The sequence below is a fragment of the Kitasatospora sp. NPDC001119 genome (assembly GCF_053598475.1).
The window spans coordinates 1-22,847 of sequence record NZ_JBSFKI010000077.1 but is presented as its reverse complement, the minus strand read 5'-3'; the positions used below and the strand labels follow the sequence as shown (position 1 = coordinate 22,847).

Annotated in this window: 17 protein-coding genes and 1 pseudogene; 10 read left to right on the top strand and 8 right to left on the bottom strand. The window is 72.9% G+C overall.

All coding sequences use genetic code 11. The features are described from left to right. Window positions 1-570, top strand: a 570-nt coding sequence (locus ACWDD9_RS42990; protein WP_449814683.1) for a sigma-70 family RNA polymerase sigma factor, incomplete at its 5' end; no start/stop codon positions are given. 302 nt (window positions 571-872) lie between these two features. On the opposite strand, the gene ACWDD9_RS42985 is transcribed toward ACWDD9_RS42990, so the two are convergent. After that, on the bottom strand, window positions 873-1,805 hold the full coding sequence (locus ACWDD9_RS42985; protein ID WP_449814682.1) for a TIGR03619 family F420-dependent LLM class oxidoreductase: 933 nt from the start codon (window positions 1,803-1,805) through the stop codon (window positions 873-875). A gap of 189 nt (window positions 1,806-1,994) precedes the next feature. Between ACWDD9_RS42985 and ACWDD9_RS42980 the strand changes: the two genes are divergently transcribed. Beyond that, window positions 1,995-2,642: a hypothetical protein gene (locus tag ACWDD9_RS42980; protein WP_449814681.1), complete on the top strand. Its 648-nt coding sequence runs from the start codon at window positions 1,995-1,997 to the stop codon at window positions 2,640-2,642. A 170-nt stretch (window positions 2,643-2,812) separates the two neighbouring features. Here the strand turns inward: ACWDD9_RS42980 and ACWDD9_RS42975 are convergent, their stop codons facing one another. The 5 genes from ACWDD9_RS42975 to ACWDD9_RS42955 all read right to left on the bottom strand — a co-directional run bounded on the left by ACWDD9_RS42975 (window position 2,813) and on the right by ACWDD9_RS42955 (window position 9,252). Continuing rightward, the gene (locus ACWDD9_RS42975) at window positions 2,813-3,928 is read right to left on the bottom strand and encodes a hypothetical protein (RefSeq protein ID WP_449814680.1); all 1,116 of its coding nucleotides are present in this window, start codon (window positions 3,926-3,928) and stop codon (window positions 2,813-2,815) included. Between the two features lie 49 nt (window positions 3,929-3,977). Then, window positions 3,978-4,133: a hypothetical protein gene (locus ACWDD9_RS42970; RefSeq protein WP_375875106.1), complete on the bottom strand. Its 156-nt coding sequence runs from the start codon at window positions 4,131-4,133 to the stop codon at window positions 3,978-3,980. 172 nt (window positions 4,134-4,305) lie between these two features. Next, window positions 4,306-6,972, bottom strand: coding sequence for a glycoside hydrolase family 31 protein (locus ACWDD9_RS42965; RefSeq protein WP_449814679.1), 2,667 nt, complete (start codon window positions 6,970-6,972; stop codon window positions 4,306-4,308). 333 nt (window positions 6,973-7,305) lie between these two features. Continuing rightward, window positions 7,306-8,064 (bottom strand): DeoR/GlpR family DNA-binding transcription regulator, encoded by a 759-nt coding sequence (locus tag ACWDD9_RS42960; protein WP_449814678.1) that lies wholly within the window; start codon window positions 8,062-8,064, stop codon window positions 7,306-7,308. A 183-nt stretch (window positions 8,065-8,247) separates the two neighbouring features. Then, window positions 8,248-9,252, bottom strand: coding sequence for a LacI family DNA-binding transcriptional regulator (locus ACWDD9_RS42955; RefSeq protein WP_449814677.1), 1,005 nt, complete (start codon window positions 9,250-9,252; stop codon window positions 8,248-8,250). Between the two features lie 282 nt (window positions 9,253-9,534). Between ACWDD9_RS42955 and ACWDD9_RS42950 the strand changes: the two genes are divergently transcribed. The 5 genes from ACWDD9_RS42950 (at window position 9,535) to ACWDD9_RS42930 (ending at window position 16,498) form a co-directional block, all read left to right on the top strand. Further along, window positions 9,535-10,833, top strand: a complete 1,299-nt coding sequence (locus ACWDD9_RS42950; protein WP_449814676.1) for an ABC transporter substrate-binding protein — start codon at window positions 9,535-9,537, stop codon at window positions 10,831-10,833. 2 nt (window positions 10,834-10,835) lie between these two features. After that, complete coding sequence (locus tag ACWDD9_RS42945; RefSeq protein ID WP_449814675.1) at window positions 10,836-11,801, top strand: carbohydrate ABC transporter permease; 966 nt, start codon at window positions 10,836-10,838, stop codon at window positions 11,799-11,801. A gap of 46 nt (window positions 11,802-11,847) precedes the next feature. Then, window positions 11,848-12,693 (top strand): carbohydrate ABC transporter permease, encoded by an 846-nt coding sequence (locus ACWDD9_RS42940; protein WP_117486249.1) that lies wholly within the window; start codon window positions 11,848-11,850, stop codon window positions 12,691-12,693. Beyond that, window positions 12,690-14,576, top strand: a complete 1,887-nt coding sequence (locus tag ACWDD9_RS42935) for a DUF5107 domain-containing protein (RefSeq protein WP_449814674.1) — start codon at window positions 12,690-12,692, stop codon at window positions 14,574-14,576. The genes ACWDD9_RS42940 and ACWDD9_RS42935 overlap by 4 nt, the downstream gene beginning before the upstream one ends. Before the next feature lie 86 nt (window positions 14,577-14,662). After that, window positions 14,663-16,498, top strand: a complete 1,836-nt coding sequence (locus ACWDD9_RS42930; RefSeq protein WP_449814673.1) for an RICIN domain-containing protein — start codon at window positions 14,663-14,665, stop codon at window positions 16,496-16,498. Window positions 16,499-16,605: 107 nt separating this feature from the next. Here ACWDD9_RS42930 and galT read toward each other — a convergent pair whose 3' ends face one another. After that, the gene (gene galT, locus ACWDD9_RS42925) at window positions 16,606-17,712 is read right to left on the bottom strand and encodes a galactose-1-phosphate uridylyltransferase (protein WP_449814672.1); all 1,107 of its coding nucleotides are present in this window, start codon (window positions 17,710-17,712) and stop codon (window positions 16,606-16,608) included. A 265-nt stretch (window positions 17,713-17,977) separates the two neighbouring features. Between galT and galK the strand changes: the two genes are divergently transcribed. Beyond that, window positions 17,978-19,123, top strand: a complete 1,146-nt coding sequence (gene galK, locus ACWDD9_RS42920; protein ID WP_449814671.1) for a galactokinase — start codon at window positions 17,978-17,980, stop codon at window positions 19,121-19,123. Between the two features lie 24 nt (window positions 19,124-19,147). Here the strand turns inward: galK and ACWDD9_RS42915 are convergent, their stop codons facing one another. Then, a complete protein-coding gene (locus ACWDD9_RS42915; RefSeq protein WP_049649304.1) occupies window positions 19,148-19,954 on the bottom strand; it encodes a DeoR/GlpR family DNA-binding transcription regulator in 807 nt (268 codons plus the stop codon). Window positions 19,955-20,355: 401 nt separating this feature from the next. On the opposite strand from ACWDD9_RS42915, the gene ACWDD9_RS42910 reads away from it, so the two are divergent. Further along, the gene (locus ACWDD9_RS42910; RefSeq protein ID WP_449814670.1) at window positions 20,356-22,530 is read left to right on the top strand and encodes an NEW3 domain-containing protein; all 2,175 of its coding nucleotides are present in this window, start codon (window positions 20,356-20,358) and stop codon (window positions 22,528-22,530) included. Window positions 22,531-22,634: 104 nt separating this feature from the next. Further along, window positions 22,635-22,847: pseudogene (locus ACWDD9_RS42905) on the top strand (N-acetylglucosamine-6-phosphate deacetylase); the annotation flags it as partial.

The window sequence follows — 22,847 nt, the reverse complement described above, 5'->3', positions numbered from 1 at the left end:
GTCACCTACGCGATCCCCACCATCACCGGCGAGATCAAGCGGTTCTTCCGCGACACCTCCTGGCCGGTGCGCGTCCCGCGCAGCATGCAGGAGCTCTACCTCGCCGTCGCCCGCGACTCCGACCGCCTGGAGCAGGAACTCGGCCGGCTGCCACGGCCCGAGGAGATCGCCGAGGACCTGCACCTCACCGTCGAACAGGCCACCGAGGGACTCCTGGCGGGCCGGGCCTGCCGCCCCAACTCCCTGGACGCACTGCGTGACCAGGACACCGACGAGACCGGCAGCGCCCTGCTCGACCGGCTCGGCGACTGCGACCCCGGCATCGAACTCGCCGACTTCCGCACCGCCGTCCGCCCACTGCTGGCCCGCCTGCCGGAGCGCGAGCAGACCGTCCTCAAGCTGCGCTTCTGGGACGGCTGCACCCAGTCCCGGATAGCGGAGCGAATCGGCGTCTCCCAGATGCACGTCTCCCGGCTGCTCAGTGCCACCCTCGCCCTGCTGCGCGAGCAGTTGGACGACCTGGACGCCGACGGCTGGGCCGACGGACCGGGGCCGGAGGGAGCCGGCTGAAGCGGTCCGGCGCGAGGCCGTGGGGGAGTTCCCGAGGAGCCAAATCCCGTGGCCTCTCCCGGCCATCCGCGTGGCGGAGGCCCTTGTCGCCCCGGGAGCACAGATCTTCGTCTACGAGTTCTCCCGACGTCCTGGACGGCTGGGCACCTGCCACATGGCGGAGATCGGCCTGGTCTTCGGAGCCACCGACCCGCTCCTCGGGGCGCCTCCGAAGGAGCCGTCCGGCCGGATGCTCGCCGCATGGCTCGCCTTCGCCCGCGAGGGACGGCCGAACCCGGGGGCGGGACGACCGGTGCGGGGTCTCAGATCCCCGCGCCGCGGATGTCCGCGTGCACCCGGGCCGCCAGATCGGCGAGTTCGTCGGCGTCCCGCGCGTTCGTCTGGAGGTCGAGCAGCACCTCGTCAGCCCCCGCGGCCGCGTAGCCGGCCGTGTCCTGGACGATCTGCTCGACCGTGCCGACGAAGGGCTTCCGCTCGGCATCGCGGACCGGGGCCTCGGTGATCCGGACGTTCGCCCTCGCGCAGACCTGCACCGCGCCCGCATCGCGGCCGTACAACGCGGCCCGCTCGCCGATCTCACGCCGCAGGACGGCCAGTTGCCCGGGCGTCATGCCTGTCGGCAGCCAGCCGTCGGCGCGGCGGGCCACCCGGTCCAGGGCCCTGCCGCCGGACGCCGCCAGGTAGACGGGCACGGGGCGTACGGGCTTCGGCCCGACCTCCGCCTCGTCGATCAGGGCGTGCCTGCCCCGGTACGACACGGGGTCGGGGCCCCACACCGCCGCGCAGACGTCCAGCAGTTCGTCCAGCACGGCTCCGCGCTCCTCGAACGGCGCGTGCCCGGCCGCCGCGTGCTCGTCCAGCGACCAGCCCGTCCCCAGCCCCGCGACCACCCGGCCGCCGCTCGCCGCGTCCAGCGTCGCGAGGGCGCGGGCCAGCTGGAACGGCCCGTGCAGCGGCGCGACGAGGACGCTGCTGCCGAGCCGGGCCCGCTCCGTCGCCGCGGCGGCGAGCGAGAGCACCACCAGCGGATGGGCGACCGACCGGTAGGAGTCCGGCCAGGCCAGCCCCGGCACGTCGTACAGGCCCTGCCGCGGCCGCTCGGGGACCAGCACCCGCTCGAAGACCCACAGACTGTCGTAGCCGATCCGCTCCGCTGCCCGTGCCACCGCCGCCGGAGCACGTGCGAGGTCGTACCACTTCATCTGCGGCAGCCCGAGTCCCAAGCGAATGGCCATGGCTCGATCCTGGCTTCCCACGCCCCCGGCCGCAGCCGTTGTACCCCCGTCCGCACGACGCGCGCCGGTCAACGGGACTGCCCGTACGGGTGCGAGTGCGGGCGGTCCGGGCTCGGCGGCACGGGCCCCAAGGCTGTCGGCGCGGCAGCGGAGGCGTCGCCGTCAGGGGTCGTTCCTAGACTCTGGCCCATGGGACTTTCGATATCAGTGGGACTTCTCTACGACCAGGCTCGCAACGATGCGGAGGGTCTCGACCATCACCGGGCGGCATTCGCCCGCCTCGGCCGGGCGCTCGTGGAGGAGGGGATCGGCTGGCACGAGCCGGAGATCACCGATCCGCCTCGTGCCCGTACCTTCTCCGGTGGCTTTCCCTACGGGTACCTGACCCAGCTGCGCCGCATCCTGGTGCTCGTGAGCCTCGGCGAACCTGTCACGTCGGCTCTGGAGGTCAGCGGGCGCCAGTTCGACCGCGATTGCGAGAAGATCCAGGATGAGACGTCGAGGCTGACCTCCCATCTGCTCTGCCACTCCGACAGCTCCGGCTACTACGTGCCGGTCGAGTTCGAGGATCCGCTCTTCCTCCCTGACGAGGCGGGAGTCGAGGGCGCCGGAATCGTCGGCTCCAGTCAGCGCCTGCTGGCTGAACTGTCGGACATGGCGCCGTCGATCGGCATCAACCTCGACGACGAGCGCGTTCCCTCCGGTTCGGGGGAGGCCTGGGAGGCTCGGGATCTCGCGGTGGACGGACCGTTCGCGACGGAGCGTTTCACCTGGTACCAGCTCTATCGGGCATGCCTGGCAAGCATCGAGGGCGGCCACGCCATCGTGTTCCACTGACTCATTCCCGGCAGTGGTCATTTCCGGATTCCGTCGAGGACGAGGACGAGGACGACGACCGTGCGGGCGACGGAAACGCTGGAGGGAGCCCCCGGCGGACCCCTTGGGGTTGAGGGTCTCGGCGGGGGCACCCCGCCCCGAGGGTGGGGCGGGGTGCGGGGTGGGTGCGGTCAGTGGGCGAGGATGCGCAGGGTGGAGTTGACGGTGAGGTAGAAGGTGTGGGCGTCGGGGCCGAGGGCCAGGGCGGTGACCCAGTTGAGGCCGGTGATCTCCTCGGCGGGGACGAGGGTGTTGGTCGCGGTGTCCAGGGCGAGGACCGAGGCCTTGCCGTCGGAGCTGGTGAGGTCCTGCTGGACCAGGTAGAGCCGGGTGCCGTCGGCGGACACGGAGGGGTTCTGCAGCCACTGGCCCGGGGCGATGTCGAGGGTGGTGAGGGTGTCGGTGGCGAGGTCTATGGCGTAGCCGGTGCCGTTGTTGCCCACGCCGTAGAGGCGGGTGGCGTCCGGGGAGAGGGCCAGGATCGGGCGGGAGCCGATGGTGGCGGGGGTGGTGCCGGTGACGGTCGGGGTCGCGGTGCTGGTGTCCAGGCGGACCAGGTCCTCGTCGGTGGCGGTGTACGCGGTGTCGCCGTCCGGGGGCGTGACGATCGAGCCGAGGTAGTGGCCGGGGACCGGGACGGCGGTGGTGTAGGCCTGCTGCTGCGGGGAGAAGGACAGGACCCGGGCGCCCGGCTCGGCCGGGCGGTGGTAGCGGGCCGGTCCGTCCTGGCCGACGTAGACGGTGGCGCCGTCGGGGCTGACGGCCAGGGAGGTGAGGGCGCCGGGGAAGGTGCCGTCGGGTCGCGGCTGGTCGGGTGCCTCGGTGCTGGAGACGACGGTGTCGGTGGCCGTGTCGATGGCGCCCAGGCTGGACAGCGATGCCTTGCGGGCGGTGGAGAACAGCACGTAGACGCGCGAGCCGTCAGGGCTGACGGCCAGCGGTCCCGGGCCGGCGCCGAGACCGGTGGACAGCGTCACCACCGCAGTGATCGCGCCGCTCTGGGTGTCGACCACCTTCACCTTGGCGCCCTTGGTGGTGTCCTTCACCGCGACGTAGGCCTTGTGCCCGTCCGGGCTGACGGCCACCGAGGCGGGGGACGAGTCCAGTTCGACGGTTTGCGGGACGCCCGGGACCGGCCCGCCGGACGTGCCGGTGGCGGCGCCGGCGGAGCCGGACCCGGTGAGCAGCAGCGCTCCCGCCACCGCCAGGGATCCTAACCAGCGGGCCGTCGAGACAAGCGAGTTCATGTAACCCTCCCCTTCGTACACCGCGGGTCCCCGCGGTGGAAGGAAAACGCTACGGGACGAAGCCGGTCCAGGGTGCTTTCGAGGGCGTCGCGCAGGCGTCGCCGATCACGTTGAAGCAGAGGATCATCAGGATGATCACGGCGGCGGGCGGGTGGATCGTCCACCGGTAGCCTCGGCCGGCGTAGTTGGTGCCGACGTCGAGCATGCCGCAGGAGCGGGTCCTGGGATCGTACGGGCTGCCGCCCCTCCAGGCCCGGTGTGCGCGGAGGCCGGCCCGGAGCTTCCCGCCGCGCGGAGGTGGGAGAACCCGGCGAGGGCCCCGCCGAGCAGGCGGGGCCCTCGCCGTACCGGGGCGGAAGCCCCTCGCGGTGGTGCGGTCAGTTGCCGCCGTGGACGAGGTTGAGGGAGAAGCCGTCGCCGGTGGGGACGGACGGCGTCCGGACCGTCGTCACCCCGGTGGCGGCGTCGTGGTACCAGCCCGAGCCGGCCGCGTCGAGCGCGGCGGCCGAGTCCCGCCGGGGCAGCGGGCCCGCGTCGGTGGCCACCAGGCGCGGCGCGGGGCGGCCGTGCACGGTGAGGCGGTACGAGCGCTCGGCCGGCTTGCCGGCGTAGTCGCCGTCGCTGGCGCCGATGCGGATGTTGGTGACGGCGCGGCCGGTGTGCACGTCGACCTGCTGGGTGGCCGAGGAGCCGGCGGTGTACTGCCGGGTGACGCCGTCGTCCTCGTACAGGGTGTAGGAGGAGTCGCCCGAGGCCTTCGGGTAGAGGTCGTAGTCGAGTTCGGAGCGGTCGCGGTTCTCCCAGGACAGCGTGCCCTTGGGCCACATCGGGACGATCGCGCCGCCGCGGACGAACAGCGGCAGGGTGTCGAGCGGGGCGGAGTAGCCGTTGACCGTGGTCGGGCCCTGGTAGGTGCGGCCGGTCCAGTAGTCGGTCCAGGTGCCCTCGGGCAGGTAGATGCCGTCGCGCACGGCGGTGTCCGAGTAGACCGGCGCGACCAGGAAGTCGGGCCCGGCCAGGAACTCGTACGTGGCGTTCGGGCCGAGGGCGTTCGGGTCGTGCGGGTACTCCAGGGCGAGCGGGCGGACCGCGCCGACGCCGGTGCGGGCGGCCTCCGCGGAGAGGGTGTACATGTACGGCAGCAGCCGTTCCTTGAGTTGCAGGTACTTGCGGTTGATCGAGGTGTACGGCTCGCCGTCCAGCCAGGGCTGCTGGTCCCGCTGCTGCGTGCCCGTCATGTCCCGGGCCCAGCCGTCCATGGTCATGATCGCCGGGAGGAAGGCCTTCCATTGCAGGTCGCGGGTGTACATCGCGGGGTCCCGGCGGTAGATCGAGCCGACGTCGCCGGTGTTGTAGGCGATGCCGGACATGGTGGCGCCGGCGTAGGTCGGGATCTGCCAGCGGATGTAGTCCCAGGACAGGCTCTGGTCACCGCTCCACAGCACGCCGCAGCGCTGCGCGCCGGCCCAGGAGACCGGCAGCCAGACGAAGCCGCGGGCGTCGCTGCCGTCCTCGATGCCGGCCTTGGCCTGGTCGCAGGCGTTCAGCGCGAAGTCGTAGCCGTTGCCGACCCAGGCCACGTCGAGCTTGCGCACCCGTACGCCGGCCTTGACCTCCTCGGCCTGGTCGGGCAGGCCGTTCTGGGTCCACAGACCGAGCTGGGCGTGGTCCCTGCGCAGGCCCGTGCCGGTCTGCGCGAGGTTCTCGTAGCCGCAGCCGTAGCCGTCGTTGACCAGCATCCAGCCCAGCGGCATCTGGTGGTCCACGTAGCCGTCGGCGACCTTCAGCGCGTCCGGGGTGTGGCGCTCGCCGCGGTTGGCGTTGTGGAGGTAGCAGTCGGCGTCGCCGGGCTCCAGCCCATAGACCGGCGGCATGAAGGGCTTGCCGACCAGGTCGGTGTACCAGCCGATCACCGCCTTGACGTCACCGGTGAAGTAGTAGGCGTCCAGGCGGCGTTCCTGCTGCCCGGTGCGGACGGGCGAGCCGAAGTCGTAGATCCCGGGCGTGAAGGTGTTGCGGAAGACGCCGTAGCCGGCGGTGGAGACGTAGAACGGCTGGGAGTTGTTCCAGCCGCCCTCGTTCCAGTCGGTGCCGTTGGCGACGTGGACGGTCCGGTCGCGGTGGGAGAAGGAGCCGTTCTGCTCGCCGCCGCCGAAGAACTGCTCGTCCGCGCCGCGTTCGAGGCTCTGCCGCAGTCCGCCGGTGCTCCAGCGCAGCGGGGCGCTCTCCTGCCAGAGGGCGGTGCGGTCGTCGGCCTTGTACAGGCCGAACCGCAGCGGGTGCTTGTAGACCCGCAGGACCAGGCCCTTGGAGCGGATGCCGTAGTACGCGCCGGCGTCGAAGGTGCTGGTGTCGCGCTGCGGCTCGGGCTGCTTGCGGACGATCGTGCTGCCCGCCGGATCGGTGAGGACGCCGTCCGGGGCGGCGCGCAGGCGCAGCTGGTCGTCGGCGAGGAAGTCGACCCGGGCCTTCAGGGTGCCCGCGGCGATGTCGTAGCTGCCCTGGGAGCCGCCGAAGCCGGTCAGGTCGCCGGCGTCGGCGGTCTGTGGCAGGTAGGCCGTACCGGTGTAGGAGCCGCCGTGGACGTCGTAGGGGACCACCAGGACGTGGTAGGTGCCCGAGGCCTTGGGGATCACCGTGGCCTCCGGGTCGGCGGTGCCGGCGCTGGTGGCCACCTGCTTGCCACCGGCGTCGTAGACGTAGAGGTCGAAGTCGTCGGTGGGGTTCTGCCAGCGGACGGACACCGGGACGCCGCCCTCCGGGTTGTCGTCCCAGTACCCGGCCGGCACGTTCACGGTCAGGTCGAAGTGGTCGCAGACCGTGCCGCCCGGGTCCTGCGTGGCCGGAGGACAGCTGGCGGGGTTGCCGAGGGTGCCCTTGGCGTACTGCGGGCTCTGCCAGGTGACGCTCCGGTGGCCCTGGTCGAGGACGGCGGAGGCGGGGGCCGCGGCGCGGGCGGGGAGGGCGGGCCCGGCCAGGGCGGGGAGGACGGCCAGGGCCGCCAGGAGGGCGGCCCTGCGGAGGTGGGGCCGGAGTGGACGCACGGTGGTGTCTCCGTTCGGCGTTCGAGGGGCGGGTGGCCCGGGCGTGCCGGACGCGCCCGGGCGAGCGGGGAGGCGCCGGTGGCGCACACCGCGGCGAGCGCCGGCGCACGGTCGTCCACCGCGGTTGCCGCCTTCGTATGCGCTTGATCGGCTGATTGGAAATGCTTGATTGGAGTTGATTCCGCGCAGATGCGAAAGAGCTTCCTGGTTTAGTGAGTTCATGTTAACCGTTGCGGTGACAGAAACGCCCGGCCGGTGGGCCCGGCCGGGCGTCAGTGTGGGGGTGGGGGCCGGGTCTTCGGGACCCGGGCCCGTGAGGACGGCGCCTCGGCGTCAGGCGCGCAGGATCCGTACGCCGTCGGCGGCGATCGCCTCCTCCTGCGCCGCCGTGACCTCGCCGTCGGTGACCAGGTCGTGGACGTCGGAGAGCGGGCAGATCCGGGCGAAGGTGACCCGGCCGATCTTGCTGCTGTCGGCCAGGACGACCGACCGCGCGCTGCTGCCCAGGAACGCCCGGTCGGTCTGGGCCTCCATCTCGTCGTGCGTGGTGCAGCCCTCCTGGGGGGTCAGGCCGTCCACGCCGATGAACGCGATGTCGAGGTGGTACTGGGCGAGCATCCGGTCGGCGGCCGGCCCCACCAGTTCGTAGCTGGTGGTCCGGGCGATGCCGCCGACCACCACCAGGCGGATGTCCGGCCGGACGATCAGGTCGGCCGCGATGTTGACGGCGTTGGTCACGATGGTGATCCCGCCGCGTTCGGCCAGGACGCGGGCCAGCTCGCTGGTCGTCGTGCCGCCGGTCAGGCCGACCACCGCGCCGTCGGGCACCAGCTGCTCGGCCGCCAGGGCGATGCGGCGCTTCTCCGCCTGCCGCGTGCCGTGCTTGTGGCGCAGCGGCAGTTCGAGGTTGACGGCGCCGGTGACCGCCCCGCCGCGGGTGCGGTGCAGCAGGCCCTGGTCGTGGAGTTCCTGGAGGTCCCGTCGGACGGTGGCCGCCGACACCCGCAGGAGCCCGGCCAGCTCGTGCACATCGGCGCTGCCCGTCTCGGTGAGGTGCGTGAGGATCCGGGAGGTGCGGTCGGCTTTGAGCATGGCGGAAGTCTAGTGCCGCGCGCGCGAGGGACGATCTTTGCGTGGAACTGCGCGGAACCGCGTGGCACCGTCGGGCGCGGGCGCGGGCGCGGGCGCGATGCGGTAGCCGGGGCGTTGCCGGGGGCCGGGGCGCGGGGAGCCCGCGCCGCCCCGCGCGGCGCCGAGGAGCCGGGCCGGGTCCGTTCAGCGGCCGTCGGCCGGGCCGGTGCTGTCCCGGACGACGAGTTCGGGCCGCAGCAGCTGGATCGAGTTGGCCGGGCTGCCGGACCGGGTGAGGGCGCGCAGCAGCAGCTCGACCGCCTCCCGGGCCATCTCCCGTTTGGGGATGGCCACGCTGGTGAGCGCCGGTCGGGCCACGCCGACCTCCGGGTTGTCGTCGTGCCCGACGATCGACAGGTCGCGGGGCACGGAGCGGCCCTCGGCCCGGGCGGCCTCCAGTGCCCCCAGGGCGAGGACGTCGTGGGTGGCGAAGAGCGCGGTGATCGTCGGGTCGGCGGTGAGTGCCGCCGTCGCCGCGGCGAAGCCGCCCGCGGGGGTGGGTTCGGAGGCCGTGTGGACGGCGGCGTCGGGGACGGTCAGTCCGTCGGTGGCGAAGGCGCGCCGGAAGCCCGCGACCCGTGGGCCGTGGTCGGGGCTGGCGAGCACCGCGACGCGTTCGTGCCCGAGTTCGCGCAGGTGGCGCCCGGCGAGGTAGCCGGCCCGTTCGTAGTCGATGGTGACCACCGGGAAGCGGTCGGGGGCGTCGGTCTCCCAGGCGCACAGGGCGACCGGGAAGGAGGCCTCGGCCAGCAGCGGCAGGTGGTCGATCAGGTCCCGGTCGCCGGCGATCAGCAGGGCGTCCACCGAGCGGCTGGTCAGGCCCGCCAGGTGCCGTTTGGCGCGCTCGCCGTCGAGCCGGGTGGTGCAGAGCAGCAGGTGGTAGCCGTTCGCGTCGAGGACGTCCTCGACCTCCTCGACGATGTCGGGGTAGAAGGAGCCCGTCACGGTGGGGACGAACAGTCCCACTGTCCTGGTGGCGCCGGTGGCCAGGGAGCGTGCGACCAGGTTGGGGGTGTACCCCAGTTCCCCGATCGCGGCGCGCACCCGGGCCGCGGTCGCCGGGCTCACGGCCCCCCGCCCCCGGATGACGTTGGAGACGGTCTGCTTCGTGACCCCGGCGCGCTCGGCCACGTCCTGCATCGTCACCATGACTGGATCCTTCGACTTTACCGGTCAACTTGCCTTCGGTGAAAGGTAGGGCACCGGTGAGGGGGCGTCAAGATTGATCAAACCACCGCCCTGGCTCGTCACTTGAGAGTTCCTTGCGTGAACGGTGTCGAGGTCCCGTAGTCCTGAGCAGGTTTTTGCAAGGACTCTTGATTTACCGGTCAACCCGACCGTATCGTCCCAGCCATCCAGCCGCTCCCCGTCCTCGGGCCCCGGCTGACGACACGTCCGCGCGGCATCTCGCGCCTCCGAGAGGAACCACCCATGGGGAGAACGACCATGCCCGCCGCCCGCGTCGTCGGGGCGGCCACCGCCGTCGCCCTCGCGCTCGGAGCGAGCGCCTGCGGCAGCGGCTCGGAGAGCGGGGCGAAGGCCGCCGGCAGCTTCACCTACTGGTCGATGTGGCGCGCCGACGAGCCGCAGGCCAAGGTGCTGAAGGCCGCGATCGACGACTTCACCGCCACCACCGGCGCCAAGGTGGACGTCACCTGGGCGGGCCGGGACATCGCCAAGAAGATCGGTCCGGCGATCGCCGCCAACCGGGCCCCGGACCTGTGGGACGAGTCCGACGACAAGGTCTACGGCACCACCGCCGCGGCCGGCCAGGCACTGGACCTCTCGCCGGTGCTGCAGCTGCGGGTGCCCGAGGAGGACGTCCCGGTCTCCCAGGTCGTCCCGGCCAAGTACTTCGACATGCTGCCGAAGGACCCGTCCGGCTCCAACCACTACGTGATCCCGTACGAGGTCGTCACCAACGCCATGTTCTACAACGCGGCCGACCCGGCGATCACCACCGCCATGCCGAGTCCGCCCACCGACTGGGCCGGACTGCTCAAGGTCTGCGACGCGCTGAAGGCGGCCGGGAAGGCGTGCGTCGCGTCCGAGGGCGAGGACCCCTGGAGCAACGCGCTGTACTTCGACTACCTGCTCGACGGAGCGGGGGTGAACGTCGCCCGGCTCGCCGCCGACCGGACCGGCGCGACCTGGGACGACCCGGCGGTCCTCGGCGCGGCGCGGCAGGTGGAGCAGCTGGTGAGGGGCGGCCACCTGATCGAGGGCTACGACGCCACCAAGTACCCCGCGCAGGAGACCAACTGGGCGGGCGGCAAGGCCGCCTTCTACATGGACGGCAACTACGTCACCGCCGAGGTGGCCAAGCAGGTCCCGGCCGGCTGGAGGACGGCGTCGATGCTGCCGCCCGGCGCGAAGACCCCGGACGCCGCCCTGTTCGGCTTCGCCATCCCCAAGCGGGCCAGGAACGCCGCCGCCGCGCAGAAGTTCATCGCCTTCTTCCTGCAGAAGAAGCACCTGTCCGGGATCTCCACCACCGCGGGCAACCTCACCCCGCGCGGCGACATCCCGGCCCCCGCCGAACTGGCCGACGTCCAGAAGGCCCTGGAGGCCCCGACCGTGCGCCTCGCCTTCGACGGGGTGGCCGGCAGCTGGCTGCCCAAGGTCCTGAACGAGAACTACCTGGACTTCTGGCACGGCAGGACCACGGCCGACCGGTTCGTCGCCAAGTGCAAGGCCGACCAGGTCACCTACTGGCAGACCCAGGGCTGACGGTGGCGACGACGATCGAGGAGCCGCCCCGGACGGACGCCGCCCCGGGCCGGTCCGAGCGCGCCGTCCGCTCCGGCGTCGGCCCGCTGGAGCGCCAGCGCCGCCGGGTGTTCTGGCCCTTCACCGCCCCCGCGCTGATCGTGTACGCGGTGCTGTTCGTCGCCCCGGTCGGCTACGCCCTGTGGACCAGCCTGTACGCGTGGGACGGCATGGGCGAGATGGAGTGGCGCGGCCCGCGGAACTACCTCCTGCTGTTCCAGGACCCGAGGTTCCGCACCTCGCTGTTCAACACGCTCGAACTGATGGTCGTCGGAGGCACGATCACCTTCGTGCTCAGCTTCGCGCTGACCCTGGTGCTGCGCGAGATGCGGGCCAGGCTCTTCGCCCGGTCGGTGCTGTTCTTCCCCTCGCTGATCAACGGCATGGTCTTCGGCATCGCCGCCGGGTTCCTGTTCTCGCCCACCGGCCCGGTCAACCAGGCGCTGAAGGTCTTCGGGGTGACCACACCGCCCAAGTGGCTGTCGACGGACAACCTGCTCCCGATGGTCCTGGGCACCCTGGTCTGGACGGCGACCGGCTACTACACCTCCATCATCATGGCGGCGGTCGACCAGATCCCCGACTACCTCTATGAGGCGGCCGAACTCGACGGTGCCGGCCCCTTCCAGCGCTTCCGGCACATCACCCTGCCGTGCGCCTGGGACGTCATCGCTGTCTGCGCGGTGCTGTGGACCGTCAGCTCGGTGAAGATCTTCGAGCTGATCCTGCTCTACGGCGGCAGCACCAACGCCTATCCGCCGGTGAGCAGTTGGAACACCGCCGTGTACGTGTACGCCGAGGCCTTCCCGCAGGGCACCGTCCCCCGGCTGGGCACGGCCACCGCCGCCGCGATCGTCAGCCTGGCCATGGTCACCCTGATCACCGTCGTGCTGCGCCGCCTGCTGCGCCGCGAACCGGTCGAGTACTGACCCGTCGCGTCCCGGCCCCCCGCACCCAACCGGAAAGGTCCCTCCCGTGCGACGCAGTAACCGGCCCACCGGACCCGCGAGCAGGATCGGCACGGCCGCCGTCTGGATCGTCGTCGCCGCCGACCTGCTGCTGCTCCTGTGGATCCTGCTGACCTCGCTGCGCAGCGGCCCCGACATCCTGCGGCACGGCTTCGGCCTGCCGACCAGCCCGGACACCGGCAACTACACCACCGCGCTCGACGAGGGCGGCTTCGCGCGGGCGGCCCTCAACAGCGTGCTCACCGCCGGCCTCTCCTCCGTGGTCGCCGTCGCCCTCGCCGCCCCCTGCGCCTACGCCCTCGCCCGGCGCCGCTCGCGGACCTCCTCGGCACTGACGATGAGCTTCGCCATGGGCCTCGGCGTGCCCGGCCAGGTCCTGGTGGTGCCGCTGTTCATCGGCCTGTCCCGGGTGGACCTGACCGACAGCGACCTCGGCCTCGGGCTGGTCTACGTCGGCCTGGCGATGCCGTTCACCGTCTTCCTGCTGACCGGCTTCTTCCGCGGCGTCCCCGGCGTGCTGGAGGAGGCCGCCGTCCTGGACGGCGCCGGCCCGCTGCGCACCTTCGTCCAGGTGGTGCTCCCGGTCGCCCGGGGCGGACTGGTCACCGCCTTCCTCCTGCAGTTCATCACCGCCTGGAACGAGACCCTGTTCGCCCTCGTCCTGACGAACAGCCAGGGAACGACCACCCTCCCGGTGGCGCTCTCCTCGTTCGTCGCGGCACAGCAGTTCAACGGCCTGGACTTCGGCACGATGTTCGCCGGGGTCTGCATCATCCTCGCCCCGATGATCGCGCTCTTCTCCTGGATGGGCTCGCGGATCATCCAGGGCATGACAGTTGGGATCGGCAAGTGACCTCGACCCTGCGCACCGACCCGCTCCGCATCGACGGGACCCCCGATCCGGTCGGCGGCACCCTGCCGATCCTGCACGGCCTGCCCCGGCAGACCGGCGCCGGCGCCGGGGTCGACGACGAGATGCGCCGCAACCTGGCCTACGGGGTGCCCGACACGCTGCTGCCGTACACCCGGCAGGGCGGGTACGACCGCGTCCGTACCGAACGCGAACTCCCGTGCGTGGTACTGGAGAACGAGACCATCACCGCGACCTTCCTGCCCTCCCTCGGTGGGCGGCTGTGGTCCCTGGTCCACCGCCCCACCGGGCGGGAGCTGCTGCACCGCAACCGGATCCTGCAGCCCGCCAACCTCGCCCTGCGCGACGCCTGGCTGGCCGGCGGGGTGGAGTGGAACCTCGGCGCCACCGGGCACTGGCCGCTGACCTGCGAGCCGCTGCACGCCGTCCGGGTGCGCGCGCCCGACGGCACCCCCGTGCTGCGGATGTACGCCTTCGAGCGGCTGCGGCGCCTGGTGCTGCGGATGGACAGCTGGCTGCCCGCCGGCTCCCCGGTGCTCTACGTCCATGTCGCCGTGCACAACCCCGCGCCGACCGAGACGCCGGTCTACTGGTGGTCCAACATCGCCGTGCCCCAGGACCGGGACGTGCGCGTCCTCGGCCCGGCCGACCACGCCTTCCACTGCGACTACGTCAGCGACCTGCGCCGGGTGGCCTTCCCGGAGGCCGACGGCGCCGACCGCAGCTACCCCGGCCGGGCGGCGCGCGCCGCGGACTACTTCCTCGACCTCCCCGGCGGCGAACGCCCCTGGATCGCCGCGCTGGACGGCACCGGCGCCGGGCTCGTCCAGACCTCCACCGCCCGGCTGCGCGGACGCAAGCTGTTCTGCTGGGGCACCGGCACCGGCGGCAGGCACTGGCAGGAGTGGCTCTCCGGCCCGGACTCCGCCTACCTGGAGATCCAGGCGGGCCTGGCCCGCACCCAGCTGGAGCACCTGGCGATGCCCGCCGGCGCCACCTGGTCGTGGACCGAGGCGTACGGGCTGCTGCAGGCCGATCCCACGGCGGTGCACGGGAGTTGGGACGCCGCCCGGAAGGCCGCCGGCCAGGCGCTGGACCGGCTGCTCCCGCCGCTGGAGCTGGAGCGGGCCGACGCCCGGGCCGGGGAGTTCGGCGCGCCCGAGGAGGTGCTGTCCGAGGGCGGCGGCTGGGCCGCGCTGGAGATCGAGGCCGGTGCCCTGCCCGCCTCGCCCGCCCTGCCCTTCGGCGAGCCGGCGGCCGCCCAGGAGCCCTGGCGACGGCTCCTGAGGACCGGCACGCTCCCGGTCTGCGACCCGCCGGCCGAGCCGGTCACCGGGGCGCACTGGCGGCGGCTGCTGGAGGCGAACGCCACGGACTGGCACGCGCTGTACCAGCTCGGGCTGCTGCGCCTGGCCGACGGGGAACGGGAGTCCGCCCGCGAGGCGTTCGAACGCTCCGTCGCCGTCCAGGCCTCGCCCTGGGCACTGCGCGCGCTCGCCCTCCTCGCCCCGCAACCGCGGGAGGCCGCCGACCTCCTGCTCTCGTCCCATCGACTCCGCCCGGAACTACGGGAGTTGACGATCGAGACGCTGGAGTCGCTGCGGCGCGCCGAGCGCCCCGCCGAGGCACTCGCGCTGATCGAGGCGCTCTCCCCGGCCGACCGGGCGCACGGGCGGATCAGGCTGGCCGAGGCGGAGGCGGCGCACGCCCTCGGCGACGACGACCGGGTCCGGCGGCTGCTGGCCGAGGGCATCCAGGTCGACACCATGCGCGAGGGCGAGCTCTCCCTGGACACCCTCTGGCTCGCCGTCCACCCCGGCACACCGGTGCCCCCGCAGTACGACTTCCGCATGGCGGACGGCTGACCGCCCGCCTCCCCGGACCACTCTCCCGTTCCGCACCCCCACAGCAGGGGCGCAACCGTGCGCCCCGCCACGGAAGAGGAGTACCAGTGCCACCTCTACCCACCCGATGGGCCCGCGTCCTCGCCGCCACCGTCCTGGCGGCGCTCGGCGCCGGAACCCTGGCCGCCGGACCGGCGTCCGCCGACAGGCCGTCCGCCGACTCACCCGCCGCCGGCAGGCCGGCCCCCGCCACGTACACGGTCTCGGTCGGCAGGACCGGCTCGTACGCCTACCCCGACGACACCCAGGCCAGTCCCTACACCGACAAGGACGGCACGTTCTACTTCCAGCAGTCGCACTCGCTGTACGGCGCGAACGACTCCCGGCAGTGGGACTTCTTCACCGGCCGGGACTTCGACAGCGCCACCAGGTCCGCCGCGATCAGCGACGCCGTCAACCCCGCCGACCCGTCGGACCGCAACGACGACACCACGGCGCGCTGCAACAACAGCCCCACCGGACGGGAGTCCAGCTACGCGCCGCAGGGTTCGCACTATGCCCAGCGGAACTACTGCGACCTGGCCGGGGTCTGGGTCGACCCGGACAGCGGGGACTGGTACGGGCTGGTGCACAACGAGTTCACCCCCCAGCCCTTCGGTGACGGCTTGCACTACGACGCGATCGACTACGCCGTCTCCACCGACCAGGGCCGGACCTGGACGATCAGGGACCACGTGATCACCTCGCCCCGCAGCACCACGCGAGGTGACACCGCGGCCTTCCCGCAGCAGACCTTCTCCTACGGCGACGGTGACCAGCGACTGTTCGTGGACACCGCCTCCGGATACTTCTACGTCTTCTACGGCTCCCGGATCGTCGACAAGGGCGGCAGCTGGGGCGCGTTCCAGCAGCACGTCGCGCGGGCCCCGATGTCCGCCAAGATGGCGCCGGGCAGCTGGCAGAAGTGGTACGACGGCGCGTGGTCGCAGCCCGGGGCCGGCGGCCTGGAGAGCGACATGGTGCCCGCCGACGGCGCCAACCCCACCGGGTACCTCCCGCCGGCCAAGGAGTACGACCCGGCCAACCCCGGCACCGTGAGCCGGCAGATCGCGGCCGGCACGCTCGCCCCGAGCACGCCGCTTTTCGTCATGAACATCGCCTACGACGCCTACCTGGGCCTCTACATCGGCACTCCGCAGGCCGTCGACCAGAGCGGAAACGCCCCGCAGCAGATCTACGCCACCAAGGACCTGGCCACCCAGAAGTGGACGCTGCTCGGCGACACCGGCGGTTACCACACCGCCTCCTGGTACCGCTGGTTCCTGGACAGCGCCAGCCTGACCGGCACCACGATCGTCGGCAGGACCTTCCGGTCGTACTGCTCCTTCGCCTGCGCCGGCTCGGACGGCCAGTACGTCGAGCTCACCGTCGGCTCCTCCGCCCCGGCCGCCCCGCCGGTCGACCTGGCCAGGACCTACCGGATCCAGAGCGGCAACGGCCGGGTCCTCGCCCAGAGCGCCGGCGGCTCCGCCGTCACCTCCACGGCCGGGGCGGCCGGCTCCGCCCGCGAGTCCTGGCGGTTCCTGGCCGAGGGCGACGGCTCCTACCGGATCGTCAACGCCGCCACCGGTCGGCTGCTGGGCGTCGACGCCACCTCGACGGCGGGCCGGGCCTGGGGCGCGGCGCTGACCGCCACCGGCGCCGTCGGCGGGAACGCCACCGTCGGGCAGCAGTGGTTCGTGCTCCCCAGCAAGGCCGGGAAGGGCCGGTTCCAGCTGGTGAACCGTTACAGCGGCCTGGTGATCGGCATGTCCGGCACCTCGGGCCGACTCGCCGAGACCGTGCCCACCCGCTCCTGGAACGACACCACCGGCTCCACGGTCGGCGGCGGCCGCACGGCGGCCGAGCAGACCCTCGCCCTCGTTCCGCAGGCGCCGCGGTGACGCGGGAGCCGGACACCGGATCGCCGCCGCGGCGGTGGTCGACCTCCTGACCCCGACCCCGGCACGGCTCGATCGACGGCCGTGCCGGGGCCCTCCTGTGGGCCGGGTCAGTCGGCCGCGGCCTCGCGCAGCCGCTCGGCGGCGGCCTCCGGACTCACATCGGTGACGAAGGCGTCGAGTCCGGATTCCACGCCCGCCAGGTACTTGAGCCTGCCGGGAGCGCGCCGGACGGTGAACAGCTCCAGGTGCAGGGCGAGTTCGTCGCCGCCGTCCTTCGGCGCCTGGTGCCAGGCGGAGATGTACGGGGTCCGGTTCGGCGCGGAGCCGGCGGGAGCGGGGAACAGCCGGTCGAAGCGGCGCAGCAGGTCGAGGTAGAGGCCGGGGAACTCGGCGCGCTCGGCCTCGTTCAGCGCGGTGAGGTCGCGCACCCGGCGGTTGGGGTAGAGGTGGACCTCGTACGGCCAGCGGGCGGCGAAGGGCACGAAGGCCGTCCAGTGCCCGCCCCGGAGCACCAGCCGCTCGGGGGCGGCCCGTTCGGCGGCGACGAGGTCCTCGAAGAGGTTCCGCCCGGTGCTCGCCCGGTACGCCTCGGCGCGGCCGATCATCCGGGCGGTGCGGGAGGGGACGAAGGGGAAGGCGTAGATCTGCCCGTGCGGGTGGGCCAGGGTGACGCCGATCTCCTCGCCGCGGTTCTCGAAGCAGTACACCTGCCGGACCTCGGGCCGGGCGGAGAGTTCGGCCGTGCGGTCGGTCCAGGCGTCCAGCACCAGGCGGGCCCCGGCCTCGTCCAGGTCGGCGAAGGAGGCGTCGTGGTCGGGGGAGAAACAGACCACCTCGCAGCGGCCGGTGCCCGGGCGGAGGGTGCGCAGGGGGTCGTCCTCGTGGGCGGTGACGTGGGCGGCGGAGTCCGGGGCGAGCGAGGGGAAGCGGTTCTCGAAGACCGCGACCTGGTAGTCGGCCGCCGGGACCTCGCTCAGCCGTCCGTTCCGGGAGGGGCAGAGCGGGCACTCGCCGGCCGGGGGGTGGTAGGTCCGCTGCTGGCGGTGGGCGGCGACGGTCACCCACTCGCCGAGCACCGGGTCGAGCCGGGTCTCGGAGAGGCTCGCGGAGGGTTCCAGCGGGCGTTCGTCCACGGCGTTCCGGGCCGCGCCGAACTCCTGGTCGTAGTAGACGAGTTCGCGGCCGTCGGCCAACTTGGTCGCGGTCTTGTGCACCGCCGTGCTCCTTCTGCGGGGGAGTTCGGCCAGTCTGCGCCGATCTCCAACAGAATCAAACATATTCGATCGCTTGTCAACAGGTGTAGACCTGCCGACAGGGCATCGGGCACCGATTCCGGTCCGCGCCGCGATGCGAAACCCGCAGGTGTTGACTGCGGCGGCCGATGATGTTTGATTATGTCGAAATCGGCTCCCGTTCGCCGAAGGAGGCACCGACGGGAGCCGCCACGACGCACGCGCACGACGTACGGGAGCCGAGCAGATGATCGACCGGGCCGCCACCGACTTCGAGGCCGTCCACGGCGCCCGGCCGAGCGGCGTGTGGGCCGCGCCAGGCCGGGTGAACCTGATCGGTGAGCACACCGACTACAACGACGGCTTCGTCCTGCCCATCGCCCTCCCGCACACCACCAGGGTCACCGCCCGCCGCCGCACGGACGGCCGGGTGCGGTTCCACAGCACCCGGGGCGACGGCACCGTCACCGACCTCGCGCTCGACGGCCTGGCCCCCGGGGTCGTCACCAGCTGGGCCGCCTACCCGGCCGGCGTGTTCTGGGCCCTCGCCGAGGCCGGACACGCGATCGGCGGCGCCGACCTCTCCGTCGACAGCGACGTGCCGGCCGGTGCCGGGCTCTCCTCCTCCGCCGCCCTGGAGTGCGCCACGGCCGCCGCCCTGAACGACCTGTACGGGCTCGGCCTGTCCGCGCCGGACCTCGCCCTGGTCGCCCAGCGGGCCGAGAACGCCTTCGTCGGCGTGCCCTGCGGGGTGATGGACCAGATGGCCTCCGCCTGCTGCACGGACGGTGCCGCGCTGCTCCTCGACACCCGGACGCTGGAGCGGCGCCACGTCCCGCTCGACCTGGAGGCGGCCGGCTTCCGGCTGCTGGTGATCGACACCCGGGTCAAGCACGACCTCGGCGACGGCGCCTACGCCGCCCTGCGGGCCGGCTGCGAGCGGGCCGCCGACCTGCTCGGCCTGGCCGCGCTGCGCGACCTGCCGGCCGCCGGCCTCACCGCGGCCCTGGAGCGCCTGCCCGGGGAACTCGCCCCGTTGGTGCGGCACGTGGTCACCGAGAACCGGCGGGTGGCCGAGGTGATCGAGCACCTGGACGGCGGGCGGACCGCCGCGCTGGGGCCGGTCCTGACGGCCGGACACGCCTCGCTGCGCGACGACTTCCGGGTCTCCTGCCCCGAGACGGACCTCGCGGTCGAGGCCGCCGTGGCCGCCGGGGCGCTGGGCGCCCGGATGACCGGCGGCGGCTTCGGCGGCTCCGTCATCGCGCTGGTGGCCGCGGCGGACGTGGCAGCGGTCGCGGACGCGGTGCGGTCGGCCTTCGGCTCCGCGGGCTTCGCCGCACCCGTCGCCTTCACCGCCGTCCCCTCGGCGGGGGCGCGTCGACTGGCCTGACCGGGCGGGGCCCGGAGCCCCCGGTCAGCCGGCGGCCGGTACCACGACGAGTTCGCCGACCGCCTCGGCGAGCGCGTTGCGGGCCGCCGCGGGGAGGGCGTCGTCGGTGATGAAGCAGTCGACCTCCGTCAGGGCCGCGAAGCTGCTCAGGCCGACGACGCCCCACTTGGTGTGGTCGGCGACCACGACGGTGCGGCGGGCCGAGGCGATCAGGGCCCGATTGGTCTGCGCCTCGGCGAGGTTGGGGGTGGTGAGCCCGGCCTGCTCGCTGACGCCGTGCACGCCGAGGATGAGCAGGTCCACGTGGAGGGTGCGGATCGTCTGGTCCGCGAGGGCCCCCACCAGGGCCGCGGAGCGTGTCGGCGCCCCACCGGTCAGCAGCAGCGACGGAACGGTCTCCGCTCCGTCGCTCTCCGCCGCCCACAGCAGGTCCGCGATCCGCAGGGAGTTGGTGACGACCGTCAGCCCCGGCACCTCCAGCAGCCGGGAGGCGACCGCGTAGGTGGTGGTGCCGGCGGACAGCGCCACCACGCTGCCCGGTTCCACCCGCTGCGCGGCGGCGTCGGCCAGCGCGGCCTTGGTGCTCTCCTCCAGCCCGGACTTCACGTCGAAGCCGGGTTCGTCCGTGCTGGCGGTCCCCACCGCGATGGCCCCGCCGTGGACCTTCCGCACGTCTCCCTGGCGTACCAGCGCGTCCAGGTCGCGGCGGATCGTCATGTCCGACACGCCGAACTGCTCGACCAGCTCGGCGACGCGCACCGCGCCGGCCTTGCGGATGGCCTCCAGGATCAGCGCCTGGCGCTGCGGGGCGAGCAAACTCTGATCAGCCACGAAGGCCCTTTCGATCGAACGGGTGCCTGACCGCTCCCGCTTCCTCCGGCAGGCCGACCTGCCGCGGTCCGGACGTACCGGTGCCACCGCCGAGGGCCGGGCGGGGCGCCGGGGCGTTCGCGTCGGTGACCGGGGAGCCGTCGGCCGCGACATGATCCAGTATCCCAGGACCCCGGCGGGCCCCGACCCGACCGGTCGGCCGGTCGCGCTCCTGCGTCCGGTGGCGGCTCGGCCGGGCCGGGGCCACGTGCACTCGTGCTCGGACTTTGCCATTGAGTGCGTGTTATTGCTTATTCTGCCCGTCATCTTGTCAGGAGTGAGCAGAGCCCCGTACAAATGGTCCGGCTGGGACCAACAGCAGCCATCCATGCCCTGACCCCGAGATCCCGTGAGGTCGAAGCGTGTCAACTGCCCTCCGCCGGTGGCTCCGTACCACCGTCGCCTGCTGTACGGCGCTCGCCGCCGTGTCCACCGCTACGCTCCTGGCTCAGCCCGCGGTCGCCGCCGAGCCCTCCCCGTCCGGCACCGTCGCCGAGTACCCGAACTACGCCCCCACACCGCCCATGGGCTGGAACGACTGGTCGTACTACCAGTGCGGTATCGACGAGAAGACCATCCTCGACAACGCCCGGGCCCTCGTCTCCACCGGGCTGGCGAAGAAGGGGTACGACACCGTCACCATCGACGACTGCTGGATGTCCAAGCAGCGCGACGCCCAGGGCAACCTGGTCGCCGACCCGCGGCTGTTCCCGCACGGCATGGCCTACATCGGACGCCAAGTCCACGACCTCGGCCTGAAGTTCGGCATCTACGAGGACGCCGGGACCGCCACCTGCGGCGGCTACCCGGGCTCCCTCGACCACTGGCAGCAGGACGCGGACCTGTTCGCGTCCTGGGCCGTCGACTACGTCAAGCTCGACGGCTGCAACGTCCCGGTCAAGCCCGGTGAGACCGAGGAGCAGAGCTACCGCGACACCTACACCGCGATGAGCCGGGCGCTGCTCGACACCCACCGCAGGATGGTCTTCTCGGTCTCCGCGCCCGCCTACTTCCAGGGCGCGACGAACTGGGAGTCGGTGATCCGCTGGTCCGCGCCGCTCGGCAACCTGTGGCGGGAGGGCGCGGACATCGCACTCGGCCAGGCCGGTGGCGCCGAGAAGTGGGCGTCGATCATGTACAACTACGGCTACAACGTCGGACTGGCCGACCTGCAGCGCCCCGGCCGGTGGAACGACCCCGACTTCCTGCTCGCCGGTGACTCCGGGCTCAGCCAGGACGAGATGCAGAGCCAGATCTCGCTGTGGGCCGTGATGGCCGCGCCGCTGATCTCCAGCACCGACCTCACCCGCCTCTCCCCGGCCGCGCTGGAGCTGCTCGGCAATCGCGACGTCATCGCCGTCGACCAGGACCGGCTGGGCGTCCAGGGGCGGGTCGTCCAGCACGGAACCGGCTACGACGTGCTGAGCAGGCCGCTGGCCGGAGGGGACCGGGCGGTCGCGCTCTTCAACTCCTCCGACACCGCGCAGACCATCACCACGACCGCCGCCCGGGCGGGCCTGCCCGCCGCCGACGGCTACCGGCTCGACGACCTGGTGACCAAGAAGGCCGTCGGGACGGCCGGCGTGATCTCCGCGAACGTGCCGCCGCACGCCACGGTGCTCTACCGGGTCCACCCCGGTGCGACCCGCGGCCTGGCCCCCGCCACCGCCGTCACCTGGCAGGACGTCAGCACGGCCCAGGAGCCCGGGACGTACCGGATCACCCTGGCCGACAACGGCGCCGTCGCGCTGAACGACACCAGCGTGCGGATCAGCGCCCCCGCCGACTGGACCGTCACCCCGGCGACCGTCACGCTCCCGCGCATCGCGCCGGGCACGACCGCGTCGGCCACGGTGACGGTGCACGGCCCCCAGGGCGCTCCCGGCACCACGGCCACGGCGATCACCGCCACCGCGAGCTACCGGGCCCGGCCGGCCGGGGTCGACACCGTCAGCGGTGAGCAGACGATCGTGCGGACCGTGCCCTACCCGTCGCTGGAGGCGGCGTTCGACAACGTCGGCGCCACCTCCGAGAGCGACACCGCTCCCGGCGACTTCGACGGCGCCGGGAACAGCTACTCGGCGCAGGCCCTGGCCCTGGCCGGCGCCACCGCGGGCGCCACGATCAACGCCAACGGCCTCAGCTTCACCTGGCCGTCCGCGGCCGCCGGCACCAACGACAACGTGTCGGCCGCGGGCCAGGAGATCACCTTCAGCGGCCAGGGCAGCGCGCTGGGCTTCCTCGGCGCCGAAGCGGGCTTCGCCTCCGGCGCGGTCACCGTCGCCTACACCGACGGCACCACCAGCAGCGGCCAGTTGGGCTTCCCCAACTGGTGCTGCACCCCGACCGACGCCTACGGCGCGAAGACCGCGTTCACCACGGACCACCGCAACACGCCCACCGGGCCGGGCAACTTCGGCACCGGGTACGGCGTCTTCACCAACACCGTCCCGCTGACGCCCGGCAAGACGATCCGTTCCGTCACGCTGCCCCGCGCCGCGGCGATCCACGTGTTCGCGCTGGCCGTCCAGCCGTGATCCGCGCCGCCCGGCCCACCGGACCGGTTCCCGTGGGCCGGGCGGTCGGCGTTCCCCCGCCCGAGACTCCGCCCCTCCCGGCGAACGGCATCCAGGACCCATCCATGACCGTCATGAACCGCACCACCCTGGCCGGTGCCCGGCTGGTCCTGCCCGGCGGCGTCGTCGAGGGCGACCGCCTCGCCGTCGAGGGCGAGCGCATCGCCGGGCTCGGCGGCGACACCGAGCCCGGCGACCTCGACCTGACCGGGTACACCGTCGTCCCCGGCTTCGTCGACCTGCACGTCCACGGCGGCGGCGGTGCCTCGTACGCCTCC